Origin of the sequence: Streptomyces sp. NBC_00016, assembly GCF_045040885.1 — a bacterium.
Classification (GTDB): Bacteria; Actinomycetota; Actinomycetes; order Streptomycetales; family Streptomycetaceae; genus Streptomyces; species Streptomyces coriariae.
In genome coordinates this window covers 7,074,556-7,088,580 of the sequence record NZ_CP108304.1, presented here as the reverse complement: position 1 = coordinate 7,088,580, position 14,025 = coordinate 7,074,556, and the positions used below count along the sequence as shown (strand labels likewise).

The 14,025-nt window shown below is 72.6% G+C and carries 11 protein-coding genes; 8 read left to right on the top strand and 3 right to left on the bottom strand.

The window, feature by feature from the left end; translation table 11 throughout:
- Window positions 1-2 precede the first annotated feature (2 nt).
- Entirely contained in the window at window positions 3-902 is a 900-nt protein-coding gene (locus tag OG933_RS31245; protein ID WP_405630137.1) for a class I SAM-dependent methyltransferase, read from the bottom strand.
- Between the two features lie 149 nt (window positions 903-1,051).
- Here OG933_RS31245 and cobT point away from each other — a divergent pair, with 149 nt between their 5' ends.
- The 3 genes from cobT to OG933_RS31230 all read left to right on the top strand — a co-directional run bounded on the left by cobT (window position 1,052) and on the right by OG933_RS31230 (window position 4,905).
- On the top strand, window positions 1,052-2,266 hold the full coding sequence (gene cobT / locus OG933_RS31240; protein WP_405630135.1) for a nicotinate-nucleotide--dimethylbenzimidazole phosphoribosyltransferase: 1,215 nt from the start codon (window positions 1,052-1,054) through the stop codon (window positions 2,264-2,266).
- Window positions 2,267-2,338: 72 nt separating this feature from the next.
- The gene (locus tag OG933_RS31235; protein ID WP_405630132.1) at window positions 2,339-4,075 is read left to right on the top strand and encodes a phosphatidylglycerol lysyltransferase domain-containing protein; all 1,737 of its coding nucleotides are present in this window, start codon (window positions 2,339-2,341) and stop codon (window positions 4,073-4,075) included.
- On the top strand, window positions 4,072-4,905 hold the full coding sequence (locus tag OG933_RS31230) for a hypothetical protein (RefSeq protein WP_405630130.1): 834 nt from the start codon (window positions 4,072-4,074) through the stop codon (window positions 4,903-4,905). The genes OG933_RS31235 and OG933_RS31230 overlap by 4 nt, the downstream gene beginning before the upstream one ends.
- On the opposite strand, the gene OG933_RS31225 is transcribed toward OG933_RS31230, so the two are convergent.
- Complete coding sequence (locus OG933_RS31225; RefSeq protein WP_314222700.1) at window positions 4,884-5,648, bottom strand: hypothetical protein; 765 nt, start codon at window positions 5,646-5,648, stop codon at window positions 4,884-4,886. The genes OG933_RS31230 and OG933_RS31225 overlap by 22 nt on opposite strands.
- Window positions 5,649-5,715: 67 nt before the next feature.
- On the opposite strand from OG933_RS31225, the gene OG933_RS31220 reads away from it, so the two are divergent.
- Window positions 5,716-6,561 carry an adenosylcobinamide-GDP ribazoletransferase gene (locus OG933_RS31220; RefSeq protein ID WP_362528084.1) on the top strand — a complete coding sequence of 282 codons (846 nt, stop codon included), beginning with the start codon at window positions 5,716-5,718 and terminating at the stop codon, window positions 6,559-6,561.
- 4 nt (window positions 6,562-6,565) lie between these two features.
- On the opposite strand, the gene OG933_RS31215 is transcribed toward OG933_RS31220, so the two are convergent.
- Window positions 6,566-7,387: an endo alpha-1,4 polygalactosaminidase gene (locus OG933_RS31215; protein ID WP_405630126.1), complete on the bottom strand. Its 822-nt coding sequence runs from the start codon at window positions 7,385-7,387 to the stop codon at window positions 6,566-6,568.
- A 344-nt stretch (window positions 7,388-7,731) separates the two neighbouring features.
- On the opposite strand from OG933_RS31215, the gene OG933_RS31210 reads away from it, so the two are divergent.
- From OG933_RS31210 to OG933_RS31195, 4 genes are all read left to right on the top strand, one after another.
- Complete coding sequence (locus OG933_RS31210) at window positions 7,732-9,258, top strand: leucyl aminopeptidase (RefSeq protein WP_362528089.1); 1,527 nt, start codon at window positions 7,732-7,734, stop codon at window positions 9,256-9,258.
- Window positions 9,259-9,563: 305 nt separating this feature from the next.
- On the top strand, window positions 9,564-10,952 hold the full coding sequence (gene lpdA, locus OG933_RS31205; protein ID WP_405630124.1) for a dihydrolipoyl dehydrogenase: 1,389 nt from the start codon (window positions 9,564-9,566) through the stop codon (window positions 10,950-10,952).
- Between the two features lie 67 nt (window positions 10,953-11,019).
- Complete coding sequence (sucB, locus tag OG933_RS31200) at window positions 11,020-12,807, top strand: 2-oxoglutarate dehydrogenase, E2 component, dihydrolipoamide succinyltransferase (RefSeq protein ID WP_405630122.1); 1,788 nt, start codon at window positions 11,020-11,022, stop codon at window positions 12,805-12,807.
- Window positions 12,808-13,124: 317 nt separating this feature from the next.
- Entirely contained in the window at window positions 13,125-13,748 is a 624-nt protein-coding gene (locus OG933_RS31195) for a GntR family transcriptional regulator (RefSeq protein WP_020130030.1), read from the top strand.
- The last annotated feature ends 277 nt before the right edge of the window (window positions 13,749-14,025 follow it).

The following is a 14,025-nucleotide window of genomic DNA, read 5'->3' as shown; positions in this document are numbered from 1 at the left end:
GGTCAGTTCCTGCGCGCGATGACCTGGTAGGCGTTCGAGAAGCGCGTGCGCCGCAGGGCCGGGGCCAGCAGGTGGTCGAGTACGGCGGCCAGGGCGGTCAGCGGCCCGGCCGTCCGGCGCAGCCGGCTCCTGTTCAGGTAGAGCGAGGCGGCCGTCGACAGGTCGTGCGGGGTGTGCGGGGTGCGGTGGTCCGTCACGACGATCTCGCAGCCCTGGGCCTCGAGTTCGGCCCGGAGGTTGGCCGGCGGGATCAGGTGGAGGTGGCGGGGCTGGTCGTAGGAGTGCCACCACTTGCCCAGCACGGCCGCGGACGCGCTGGCCGGGTCCGGGAGCTGGACGAGGAGGTGGCCGCCCGGCCGCAGGGCCGTCAGCGCCGCCGCGAGCTCCCGCCTCGGGTCCCGGGTGTGTTCCAGGTGGTGGAGCATGCTGACCACGTCGTAGCGGCCGCGCAGGCGGTCCAGGACCTCCGGTGCCGTCAGCGGGCCCAGGTGTGCCTCGTCGATCCGGCCCTCGGCTCTCGCCCGCTCCACCCTCGGGGTCGGGTCCACCCCGTCGAACGCCGTGTAGGTGAACAGCTCCCTCGCCGCCTCCGGGAAGAACGCGTCCCCCGTGCCCACGTCCAGCCAGCTCTCCGGCTCGGGGAAGGGAAGCATCGTCCGGGCCGTCGCCCTGAGGTGCCCGCGGTCGGAGCGTTCCTCGCCCTCGGCGCCGTACAGCGCCAGCCCCTCGGGGGTCAGGCGGGGGTTCTGGAAGGCGTGCGCGCAGTCCCGGCACTCGTCGACCACGAAGGTGCCCGGCCGGCGGTGGCGCAGATCCGGTGCGCGCAGCCGGGTGCGCAGGCGCTTCGAGCCGCACCAGGGGCAGTCGTCGCGGCGCGGCTCGTGGACGGGCCTGGGGGGCATGAGCGGCTCCGGGGATGACATCGAGAGCGAACGACAATTAGCTGCAAAACGGAACGTATGGGATACCGATCTTGGGCGCAATGACGTCACGCGGGTGTGGTGACGATGTGGCGCGGAACTGTTCGATCGGTGCCGGTACTGTTCGGCGAATGAGCTCGCTTAATCTCGACGACTTCACCGATCTGATCGAGCGCCCCGACGGTGGGGTGCGCCGCGACGCGGAGGCGCGCCGGGAACGTCAGATCGTGCCGCCCGGATCGCTGGGGCGCCTGGACGACCTGGGTGAGTGGCTGGCGGCGGCACAGGGCTCGTCGCCGGTGCGGCCGGTCGAGCGGCCGCGGGTGGTGCTGTTCGCCGGCGACCACGGCATCGCCGAGCTCGGCGTCTCCGCCCGACCGGCGGGCAGCGCCTCGGAGTTGGTGCGCGAGGTCATCGAGGGCGGCCGTCCGGTCTCCGTGCTCGCCCGCCGGCTCGGCGTGCCCGTGCGCGTCGTGGACATGGCACTGGACTGCGATCCGGACATGTTCCCCGAGGACGTCGTACGGCACCGGGTGCGGCGCGGCAGCGGCCGTATCGACATCGAGGACGCGCTCACGCCGGAGGAGGCCGAGGCGGCCTTCCGGGCGGGCATGGCCGTCGCGGACGAGGAGGCCGACTCCGGTACGGACCTGGTCGTGCTCGGCGACATCAGCGTCGGCGGGACGACGGCCGCGGGTGCGCTGGTGGCCGCGCTGTGCGGGACCGACGCTTCCGTGGTGACCGGGCGCGGCGGCGAGGCGATCGACGACCTGGCGTGGATGCGCAAGTGCGCGGCGGTCCGGGACGCGCTCAGGCGGGCGCGGCCGGTGCTCGGCGAGCAGTTGCAACTGCTGGCGACGGTGGGCGGGGCCGACCTCGCCGCCATGACGGGTTTTCTGCTCCAGTGCGCGGTACGGAAGTTGCCCGTCGTGCTGGACGGCGTGGTGGCGGCCGCCTGCGCGCTCGTGGGGCAGCGCGTCGCGTTCCGGGCGCCGGACTGGTGGCTGGCCGCACACAAGAGCGGTGAACCGGGACAGGCGAAGGCACTCGACCGGATGGCCCTGGAACCACTGCTGGACCAGGGCGTGAAGGTCGGCGAGGGTGCCGGGGCCCTGCTCGCGCTCCCGTTGGTGCAGGCCGCCGCCGCACTGGCGGCCGAACTCCCCGAGAAGCCCGAGAAGTCGGAGGGGCCGGAGGAGCCGGAGGAACTGAAGGAGCCGGAGAAGTCGGAGGAGCCGGAGGCAGCGGCGGCGTCCGCGACTTCCGTGACATCGGAGGCATCCGAGGCGTCCGAGGCATCCGCAGTCTCCGGCGAGCAGCACGAGGAGAAGCGGGAAACGGAGTAGCGAAGCGGCTTAAAGGGACAGGCGGCGCCAAAAGAGCGGATTCCCCGAAGTGCACCCATATGATCACCGCTCATGGGCAACACCCGGGGCGCCGCCGCCTTCGCCGTCTGGTACCTGCGTGCCGTCGCGTTCGTCAACTTCCTCAGTGCGGTGTGGGTCTCCCTGGGGCAGGACGTCCGGCGGCACAACCAGGAGAACCTCTTCACGCCGTACCTGCTGACGGCCGGCTTCGCCTCCGGGGTGTTCACCGCGTTCCTGGCCGTCACGATGCGGCGGCGCAAACGGGCCGCGTGGATCCTCAACCTCGGCCTGAGCGGGGCGTTTCTGGCGCTGTTCGCGCTGGCCATGGCGTTCCCTGAGGTCCGGCGGCACCCGCAGAACTGGGTCTCGCTCGCGCTGACCGCCGTCTTCGTCGTGGCGTTGCTGGCCGGGCGGCGGGAGTTCTACGCGAAGGGCGACCGGTCCAATCCGAGGCTCGCCGCGGCCGTCGGCGCCGGCGGGCTGCTGGGCGCGTCGCTGCTGGCCGCGCTGCTGGTGACGGTCACCAACCGGGCGTCCGCCCCCTCCACCTTCCTCGAACGCTGGCGCTACGGCACGCTGCGGCTGGTCTCCGTGGCCGCCGACGAGTACCGGGTCCCCGGGATCGCCCCGCCCACCTGGGTCGACGTCGCCGTCAACGTGCTGAGCACGGCGCTCGTCCTCGCCGTCCTGTACGCCGCCTTCCGCTCCCGGCGGGCCGTCGACCCGCTCACCGAGGACGACGAGAAACGGCTGCGGGAGCTCCTCGACCGGCACGGCGAGCGGGACTCGCTCGGCTACTTCGCGCTGCGGCGGGAGAAGAGCGTGTGCTGGTCGCCGACCGGGAAGGCGGCCGTCGCCTACCGCGTCCTCGGCGGGGTGTCGCTGGCGTCCGGGGACCCGCTCGGGGATCCGGAGGCCTGGCCGGGGGCGATCGCGCCGTGGCTCGCCGAGGCGCGGGCGCACGGATGGATCCCGGCGGTGATGGGCGCGAGCGAGGAGGCCGGGAACGTGTACGCCCGGCACGGACTGGACGCGCTGGAGCTCGGGGACGAGGCCCTGGTCGAGGTCGCGGAGTTCACCCTCGAGGGGCGGGCCATGCGGACCGTCCGGCAGGCCTGCAACCGGATCCGCCGGGCCGGGTACACGGTGCGGGTACGACGGCACGAGGACATCCCGGCCGACGAGATGGCGGCCCTGCTGCGGCGCGCCGACGACTGGCGCGACGGGGCCACCGAGCGCGGGTTCAGCATGGCGCTGGGGCGGCTCGGGGACCCGCAGGACGGCCGCTGCGTGATGCTGGAGTGCGCCGACGCCGGCGGTGAACTGCGGGCCCTGCTCTCCTTCGTGCCCTGGGGACCGCACGGGCTCTCCCTCGACCTGATGCGGCGGGACCGCGACTGCGACAACGGGCTGATGGAGTTCATGGTCATCGAGCTGCTCCGGCACGCCCGCGAGGAGCGGGACGACCGGGCGGCCCGGATCACGCAGGTCTCGCTGAACTTCGCCGTGTTCCGTTCGGTGTTCGAAAGGGGCGCGCGCCTGGGCGCAGGACCGGTGCTGCGGCTGTGGCGGTCGCTGCTCTGCTTCTTCTCCCGCTGGTGGCAGATCGAGTCGCTGTACCGCGCCAACGCCAAGTACCGGCCCATCTGGGAGCCCCGTTTCCTGCTCTTCGAGAAGAGCGCGGACCTGCCCCGCATCGGTGTCGCGTCGGCGCGGGCGGAGGGATTCCTGGAGGCGCCGGGGCTGCCGAAGTGGCTGCGCCGGGGGCATCTGGAGACCCACCGGTGAACGCGGTCGCCCGCTGGGCCCGCGCCGAGTGGGGACCGCTGTACGAGGCCGCCGGCGTCCCCCTGGTGCGGCGCCGGTGGCGGGCGGTCCCGATGACCCTCGCAGCGGTGTGTCTGACGTCGGTCACCCAGATCGTGCAGAACCAGGCGTGGGGCTACGGTCCGGTCCAGGCCCTCGGAGCGGTGCGGGCCGAGGACCCGCTCGGGCTCGCCCTGCTGCGCACCCCGCTGTCCCTGTTCGTGCCGGCGCTGGACCTGCCGGTCTGGGGCGCCCTCGCGCAGATCCTGCTGGTGTTCGGGATCGCGGAACTCTGCCTGGGCTGGTGGCGGACCCTCGTCATCGGCTACGCCGCCACGCTCGCGGGCACCCTGTACGCGCGCGTGGGCATCGCTCTCGGCCCCGGCAGCCCCTTCGGCCTGCCCACCGCCGACGCCCGGATCGTGGACACCGGCCCGTCGGCCGCCGTGGTCGGCCTCGCGGTGTTCCTGGGCTGGCGCTACCGCGCGTACGTGACGGCGGGGGCGGTGATCGTCGCGATGGTGGTGGAGGTACTGGTGAAGGACAACCTGGCGGGCAAGGAGCATCTGGCGGCGATCGCGGCGGTGCTGGTGCTGTGCGCGGTGGCGGAGACCCGCGGGCGCACCCGGGGGCCCGGGCGGCCCGCCGGGGGGCCGCCCGGCGGTGCCGGCGCACGGCTGCGCCGGGGCGCGCGGGGCGGTGGCGGTCCGCGGCTGCGTCACGGGGCGCGGCCGGCCACGAAGCCCCGCGGCCGCCGTACGGCCCACGCGCCCGGTCCGGACCGGGTCCCTCAGTTCCGCTCCTCGGACTGAGCGAGCTCCGCGGTCGTCTTCCCGCCCAGCCAGTCCCCCACCACCCGGCGCGGCCCCGCCCAGCGGCGGTCGTGGCGGTAGGCCCGCAGCACCGCCTTCGCCCGGGCCTTCGGCCGCCGCCGGTAGAACCGGCGGGCCCACGGCGAGCCGGGCCGGGCCACCCGTACCAGGCCCACCAGGCCCAGGAGCGGGATGAAGACGCTGAACACGGCCATCTTGGCCTTGCCCTTGCTCAGCACGGCCAGGGAGAAGAGGAAGTTGAGCACGACGGTCGAGATGACGCCGCCCCGGTCCTGGAGCTCGTCCTGGCTCATGTCGTTGACGCCGAACGGCGAGAAGCCCACCAGCAGCAGTCCGCCCAGCGCCGCCGTCAGGACCACGGCCTCCACGCTCTTGCGGCCCGCCTCCGTCCAGTACACGTCGTCGAGATGCAGGATCAGCGCGAACTCGTCGAGGACCAGGCCGGTACCGATACCGAAGACCACCGCGAAGGCGCCCGCCCCGAAGCCGTGCCGGCCGCTCGCCACCGCGCCGAAGCCGCCCGCGACGGTCAGGACGACGCCCGGGACCACGTGGTGGATGTGCACCCCGCCGGAGCTGATGTTGCCGAAGGGGCCCTTGCCCGCCCGGATGAGGCGCGTGATGATCCGGGTGATCAGGAAGGTGAGGACGAACGCGGTCAGGGCGATGAGCAGCGGGACCTTGCCCGGTTCGACGATGTTGCGCTGCACCCACTGGACCATGTCACCAGTCTCCCGGGGCGGGGGGCGGGCTGCCTCGTGGGCGGGGCGTCCGGGCTAGTCTGCCGCCGTGTCCACCACCTCGCCCCTCGACGGCCTCCGCTTCGCCTTCGGCACCCTCACCGCGCTCCCGGTCAGGGTGACCCGCTGGGACCGGGAGGCCGCGCGCGGGGGCATGCTGAGCGCTCCCGTGGTCGGGCTGGTCGTCGGCGGCTGCGCGGCCGGGCTCGGCCTGCTGCTGCTGTACCTGGGCGCGAGCCCGCTGCTCGCCGCCGTCGCCTCGGCCGCCGTGCCCGCCGTCCTCACCCGCGGTCTGCACCTGGACGGGCTGGCCGACACCGCGGACGGACTCGGCAGCGGCAGGCCCGCCGAGGACGCGCTGCGGATCATGAAGCAGTCCGACATCGGCCCGTTCGGCGTGCTGACGCTCGTCCTCGTGCTGCTCGCCCAGGTGGCCGCGCTGACGCAGCTATACGACACCTCGTGGGCGCTGGGCGCGGTGGCCGCCGTCGTCTCGGCGGCCACCGCGCGGCTCGCGCTGACCCTGGCGGCACGCGCCGGGGTGCCGGCCGCGCGGCCGGAAGGGCTGGGGGCGGCGGTCGCCGGAGTGGTCCCGGTGCGGGGTGCGGTGCTCACCGTGGTCGCCGTGACGCTGGCGGCGGCGGCAGTAGGGGCGTGGTGCGGACCGTACGAGGGCGGCGTGGTCGTCCTGATCGGGCACGTCGAGCCGGGCGCCCTGTTCGAGCCGTACGACGCCGTCCGGCCGGCGCTCGCGGTCCTCGCCGCCCTCGCCGTCGCCGAACTGCTGCTGCGGCACTGCACGCGGCGCTTCGGAGGGGTCACCGGGGACGTCTTCGGCGGTCTGGCGGAGACGGCGGCGACCACCGCCCTCGTGGTGTTCTGCCTGGGCCGTTGAACGGCTAACAGGCTTCCCGCCACACCCCCAGCTCGTACTTCTTCAGCAGCGAACTCAGGCGCAGCCGACGGGAGTCGGCGCAGAACTCGCTCGTGGGGAGTTCGTACTCGACGTGGAAGACGGCCTTGCCCGCCTCGATGAAGGGGGTCAGGTCCGCGCACTCGTCGTACTGGGCGCACTGTTCGTTGACCGCGAAGTCGAAGTCGTCGACGAGTTCGGGGATCTGGTCGAGGTCGTTCTTCAGTCCGACCGACATGCCCCGGTCGTGGGCGAGTTCGGCGATGAGGCGGTTGTAGCGGAGCTGGTCGGCGGCCTCGACCGGGAAGCCCGTGGTGTTCTTGTAGCCGTCCATGTTGTCCGGCTCGACCGCGTCGAAGCCCTTCTCGCGGCACATGTCGAGACGGGCCGCCATGAGGGGCTCCAGGACGTCCAACGCGCGGATGTCGAGCCAGCGTTCGCCCTCCCAGCCGTTGCCCTTGCCGATCACGGACCGGGGGAAATCCGCCGCGTCCGGCCGCCAGTCCTCCCAGGCGCCGGTGGAGAGGTAGCAGATGACCTTGCGGCCGTCGTCGTGCAGGCCGGCGACCGTGGCCGCGGTGTGGTCGAAGCCGTCGATGTCGTAGACCGGCACGTCGACGCCGGTGTCCAGTCGGCCGCTCAACTGCCACTGCCAGTCGATGCCGGGGGCCGGCTGCCAGACCCTGCCGTCCGCCGTCCCGACGCCCGTCTCGTCGTCCGGCCGGTCGTCCCGGCCGCCGTCCGGCGTGGAGGCGCAGCCCGCCAGCAGCAGGGCGAGCAGGGACAGCAGCGGGATCGGGCGTCTCACCGGGCGGGCTCCAGGATGTGCGGCGACGTGTCCGACGATGATCGCCCATGTCGGCCGCGTGCCGTCGGCCCACCCCGACCCGAAGGGTGTGGCCCGGCGCACGGGGTGCGAGGATCGAGAAGTGGCTACGACGCCACCGACAGGTGAACACACGCGTGCATGAGCGACCGCACACGCACGCGTACGCTCATTCCGGGATCCGCCACGCCGGTTCGCCGCGCCGGTGAGGCACACCCCCGGATACGACCGCACCCACGACCCGGATCTAGGGTCGGCTGTCGGGCCCGGTCGACCCACACACTCCGGCCACCGCAACTCCACATCGGAAGCGAGATTTCACCACCGTGACTGCTCTCACTCTCAGCACCGCCGCGGCGCCCGGCCTCCGGGCCGACGCGATCGTGATCGGTGTCGCCAAGGGCGCGAAAGGCCCGATCGTTGCCCCAGGCGCCGAAGCCGTCGACAAGGCCTACGACGGCAGGCTCGCCGGCATCCTGGAAACCCTCGGTGCCTCCGGGGCCGAGGGCGAGCTGACCAAGCTGCCCGCGCCGGCCGGTTTCAAGGCACCGCTCGTGCTCGCGGTGGGGCTCGGCCAGGAGCCCGAGAAGGACGCCGGCTTCGACCCCGAGGCGCTGCGCAAGGCGGCCGGTGCGGCCGCCCGCACCCTCACCGGCGCCAAGAAGGCCGTCTTCGCCCTGCCGGTGACCGACGCCGCCGACATCGGCGCGATCGGCGAGGGCGTGGTGCTCGGCGCGTACTCCTTCGACGCGTACAAGCACAACGGCGACGACGCCAAGGCCAAGAACGGCAAGGCCCCGCTCGCCGAGGCCGCCCTGCTCGGCGGGAAGCCGCGCGACGCCGCCCACAAGGCCGCGCTGCTGCGTGCCGCCGCCGTCGGCGAGGAGCTCAACCGCGCCCGCGACCTGATCAACATGCCGCCGAACGACCTCGACCCCGAGGCGTTCGCCGCTCTCGCCCAGACGGCGGCCAAGGAGCACGGCATCAAGGTGCAGGTGCTCGACGAGAAGGCGCTCGCCAAGGGCGGCTACGGCGGCATCCTCGGCGTCGGCTCCGGCTCGGCCTCGGCCCCGCGCCTGGTGAAGCTGTCCTACACGTCCTCCAAGGCCAAGAAGAGCCTGGCCTTCGTGGGCAAGGGCATCACCTACGACTCGGGCGGCATCTCGCTGAAGCCGGCCGGGCACAACGAGACGATGAAGTGCGACATGAGCGGTGCGGCGGCGGTCTTCGCCGCGGTCGTCGCCGCCGCGCGGCTCGGGCTCGAGGTGAACGTCACCGGGTGGCTGGCGCTGGCCGAGAACATGCCGTCCGGCTCCGCCACCCGCCCGGGTGACGTGCTGCGCATGTACAGCGGCAAGACCGTCGAGGTCCTCAACACGGACGCCGAGGGCCGGCTGGTCCTCGCGGACGCGCTGTGGGCGGCCTCCGCGGAGAAGCCGGACGCGATCGTCGACGTCGCGACCCTGACCGGCGCGATGATGCTGGCGCTGGGCAGCCGGACCTTCGGGATCATGGCGAACGACGACGCCTTCCGCTCCGCGCTGCACGAGGCCGCCGAGGAGGTCGGTGAGCCGGCCTGGCCGATGCCGCTGCCGGAGCACCTGCGCAAGGGCATGGACTCCAGCGTCGCGGACATCGCCAACATGGGTGAGCGGATGGGCGGCGGGCTGGTGGCCGGTCTCTTCCTGCGCGAGTTCGTGGGCGAGGGGATCACCTGGGCGCACCTGGACATCGCCGGGCCCGCGTTCAACGAGGGCGGGCCCTTCGGGTACACGCCCAAGGGTGGTACCGGGACCGCCGTGCGGACGCTCGTGCGGCTGGCCGAGCTGACCGCCTCCGGCGACCTCGGCTAGTCCCTCCGGCAGAGGGGGACTGTGCGCCTGGTCACTCGGGTCCGTCCGTCATGTGACGGGTGCGGGCCGAATGTGGCCGGTCGCGCAGTTCCCCGCGCCCCTGAGTGGGGCCGGTCCCCCATGTCACAAGTGAGCGTGGGGTGTCTCACACCCCGGCCCCGCGTCTCGTTCGCCTCCCGCAAGTGCGAAGATGGGCCTCGGCAGGACAGGGCCCCCACCACAGGGCCGAAGAAAGAGCGGCCGGACACCAGCCGCCGGCGGTCAGCGACGACCGGCGCACGGCGCACATGCATGGAGGACGTGACGTGGCGAACGACGCCAGCACCGTTTTCGACCTAGTGATCCTCGGCGGTGGTAGTGGCGGTTACGCCGCGGCCCTGCGCGGGGCGCAGCTGGGCCTGGACGTCGCCCTGATCGAGAAGGACAAGGTCGGCGGCACCTGCCTGCACCGGGGTTGCATCCCCACCAAGGCCCTGCTGCACGCGGGCGAGATCGCCGACCAGGCCCGCGAGAGCGAGCAGTTCGGCGTCAAGGCCACCTTCGAGGGCATCGACGTCCCCGCCGTCCACAAGTACAAGGACGGTGTCATCTCCGGGCTGTACAAGGGCCTTCAGGGGCTGATCGCCTCCCGCAAGGTGACGTACATCGAGGGTGAGGGCCGCCTGTCCTCCCCGACCTCCGTCGACGTGGGCGGACAGCGCGTCCAGGGCCGCCACGTGCTGCTCGCGACCGGCTCCGTGCCGAAGTCGCTGCCGGGCCTGGAGATCGACGGCAACCGGATCATCTCCTCGGACCACGCCCTCGTCCTGGACCGTGTGCCGAAGTCCGCCATCATCCTGGGCGGCGGCGTCATCGGCGTCGAGTTCGCCTCGGCGTGGAAGTCCTTCGGCTCCGACGTGACGGTGATCGAGGGCATGAAGCACCTCGTCCCGGTCGAGGACGAGAACTCCTCCAAGCTTCTTGAGCGCGCGTTCCGCAAGCGCGGCATCAAGTTCAACCTGGGCACCTTCTTCTCCAAGGCCGAGTACACCGCGGACGGCGTCAAGGTCACGCTGGCCGACGGCAAGGAGTTCGAGGCCGAGGTCCTGCTGGTCGCGGTGGGCCGCGGGCCCGTCTCCGCCGGTCTCGGCTACGAGGAGCAGGGCGTCGCCACGGACCGCGGTTACGTCCTGGTCGACGAGTACATGCGCACCAACGTCCCGACCATCTCCGCCGTCGGCGACCTGGTCCCGACCCTCCAGCTCGCGCACGTCGGTTTCGCCGAGGGCATGCTGGTGGCGGAGCGTCTGGCCGGTCAGAAGGTCGTCCCGATCGACTACGACGGTGTCCCCCGGGTGACGTACTGCCACCCCGAGGTCGCCTCCGTGGGCATCACCGAGGCCAAGGCCAAGGAGATCTACGGCGCGGACAAGGTCGTCGCTCTGAAGTACAACCTCGCGGGCAACGGCAAGAGCAAGATCCTCAACACCGCGGGCGAGATCAAGCTCGTCCAGGTGAAGGACGGTGCCGTGGTCGGCGTCCACATGGTCGGCGACCGCATGGGCGAGCAGGTCGGCGAAGCACAGCTGATCTACAACTGGGAGGCGCTGCCCGCCGAGGTCGCGCAGCTCATCCACGCTCACCCGACGCAGAACGAGGCGCTCGGCGAGGCCCACCTGGCCCTGGCGGGCAAGCCGCTGCACTCGCACGACTGACCCTCGGTCGAAGAAGCGACTCCGCGACGACACAGACTTCCGCAATTCGTAAGGAGCAACCGAAACCATGGCGGTTTCCGTAACCCTTCCGGCGCTCGGCGAGAGCGTCACCGAGGGCACTGTCACCCGCTGGCTGAAGGCCGAGGGTGAGCGCGTCGAGGCCGACGAGCCCCTGCTCGAGGTCTCGACCGACAAGGTCGACACCGAGATCCCCTCCCCCGCCGCCGGCATCCTGGCCTCCATCAAGGTCGCCGAGGACGAGACGGTCGAGGTCGGCGCCGAGCTGGCCGTCATCGACGACGGCACCGGTGCGGCTGACGCCCCCCGGCCTGTGGCTGAGGCCACAGAGCCCGCACCGGAGCCGGCCGCTGCCGCGCCGTCCACCGAGCAGGCGGCCCCGGCCCCCGCTCCCACCGCCGAGGCCGCCACCGGCGGCGGCTCCGCCGAGGGCACGGACGTCGTCCTGCCCGCGCTCGGCGAGTCCGTCACCGAGGGCACCGTCACCCGCTGGCTGAAGCAGGTCGGCGAGGAGGTCACGGAGGACGAGCCGCTGCTCGAGGTCTCGACCGACAAGGTCGACACCGAGATCCCGGCGCCCGTCTCCGGCGTGCTGCTCGAGATCACCGTGGCCGAGGACGAGACCGCCGAGGTCGGCGCCAAGCTCGCCGTCATCGGCGCCCCGGGCGCGGCTCCGGCCGCTGCCCCCGCCCCCGCCGCCCCGGCCCCTGCGCCCGCCGCCCCGGCTCCGGCGCCCGCTGCCCCGGCTCCGGCCCCGGCTGCTCCGGCGCCCGCTCCGGCCGCCCCGGCGCCCGCCCCGGTCGCCGCCGCTCCGGCTCCGGCCGCCCCGGCCCCCGCGCCGGTCGCTCCGGCTCCGGTCGCCCCGGCCGCCCCCGCGCCCGCCGCTCCCGCGGGTGACGACGGCGCCTACGTGACCCCGCTGGTGCGCAAGCTCGCCGCCGAGAACGGCGTCGACCTGGCCGCCGTCAAGGGCACCGGCGTCGGCGGTCGTATCCGCAAGCAGGACGTCCTCGCCGCCGCCGAGGCCGCGAAGGCCGCCGCCGCCGCTCCGGCTCCGGCCGCCACCGCGCCTGCCGCGGGCGCCGCGAAGAAGACCCCGGCGCTCGAGGTCTCCCCGCTGCGTGGCCAGACCGTCAAGATGCCCCGCATCCGCAAGGTCATCGGCGACAACATGGTCAAGGCGCTGCACGAGCAGGCGCAGCTGTCCTCGGTCGTCGAGGTCGACATCACCCGGCTGATGAAGCTCCGCGCGCAGGCGAAGGACTCCTTCGCGGCCCGCGAGGGCGTCAAGCTCTCCCCGATGCCGTTCTTCGTGAAGGCGGCGGCCCAGGCGCTGAAGGCCCACCCGGCCGTCAACGCCCGGATCAACGTGGACGAGGGCACGATCACCTACTTCGACACCGAGAGCATCGGTATCGCGGTGGACTCCGAGAAGGGCCTGATGACCCCGGTCATCAAGCACGCGGGCGACCTGAACATCGCCGGCATCGCCAAGGCCACGGCCGACCTGGCGGGCAAGGTCCGCGCGAACAAGATCACCCCGGACGAGCTGTCCGGCGCGACCTTCACCATCAGCAACACCGGCTCGCGCGGCGCGCTGTTCGACACGATCATCGTGCCGCCGAACCAGGTCGCGATCCTCGGCATCGGTGCCACGGTCAAGCGTCCGGCCGTCATCGAGACGGAGGAGGGCACGGTCATCGGCGTCCGCGACATGACGTACCTGACCCTGTCCTACGACCACCGTCTGGTCGACGGCGCCGACGCGGCCCGTTACCTGACCGCGGTCAAGGCGATCCTGGAGGCCGGCGAGTTCGAGGTCGAACTCGGCCTCTGACCTCCCAGGGCTCGACAGCGGGTGCCCCCGTCCGGAACTCTCCGGGCGGGGGCTTCCGTCTGCCGGTTGCCGGGACGGCGCGAGCAGGGCTGCGAGCACGGCGGGGAGCACGACCGGGAGCACGGCCCCGAGCCCGGCCGGCGGCGGGACCTGTCCGGTACTGGTCTTTACAGCCGAGCCCCCGTATGGGCGTGTAAGTCTCGTCTCACCTGCTTGAAAGCGCCCCCGTGCGCCTCTCCTCCGCGGGCCCCCGGCCGTATTGTCTAAACGTCAAACGCCCCCGGGGGCCCGTGCGGCCCCTCCTCAAAGGAGCCCTCATGACCGCGCCCGTCGTCCACTCGCTGCGCGAACAGATCCGCGAGCACATCGTGGAGGGGATCGTCAGCGGGCGCTGGAAGCCAGGCGAGCGGATCGTGGAGCGCAGGATCGCGACCGAGCTTGAGGTCAGCCAGACGCCGGTGCGGGAGGCGCTGCGCGAGCTGGAGTCGCTGCGGTTGATCGAGTCCGCGCCGAACAAGGGCGTGCGGGTGCGCAACCTCACGGCCGCGGACCTGGAGGAGAGCTACCCCGTCCGGGCCGGCCTGGAGGCGATCGCGGCGGAGCTGGCCGCGCAGCGGCTCGCGGAGGACTGCTCGGCCCTCGAACCGCATGTCGCCGCGCTGTACGAGGCGGACCGCGACGCGGACGGCACGGGCCAGGTGCGGCACACGGTCGGCTTCCACCGGGAACTGGTCCGGGCGGCCGGCAACTCGGTGCTGCTGCACACCTGGGAGGGCCTCGGCATCGAGGTGTTCACGGCGCTGTCGATCCGCTGGCTGGGGACCGTTCAGCAGTCGTACGCGGAGGAGCACGAGGAGCTCGTCCAGGCGTTCCGGCGGCGGGACCCGAGGATCGCCGAGCTGGTGAAGGCGCACGTCCTCGGGTGTGCTCCCCGGGCCTAGAGGGCAGCTCCGGTTTCAGTGGAGCGTACACGCGCTCATACGTGGCCTCCGACCTGCGAAAACCCCGAATTGACGCGGCACGGGGTGCCTGCCCGAAAGGCACCCCGTGCCTACTTTCTCGCAATCGAGAGGTTTTGCCCTTCAACCCTTTGATCGATCATCGATCAGGGGGTTACAGTCGCCGACGGGCCGCGGCCGAAGCCACCCATGGCATCGCGCCGGAGCCCACGCCCTGTCCTGCCAAAGACCAAGGGCACCCCCAGGAACACCCTCACAG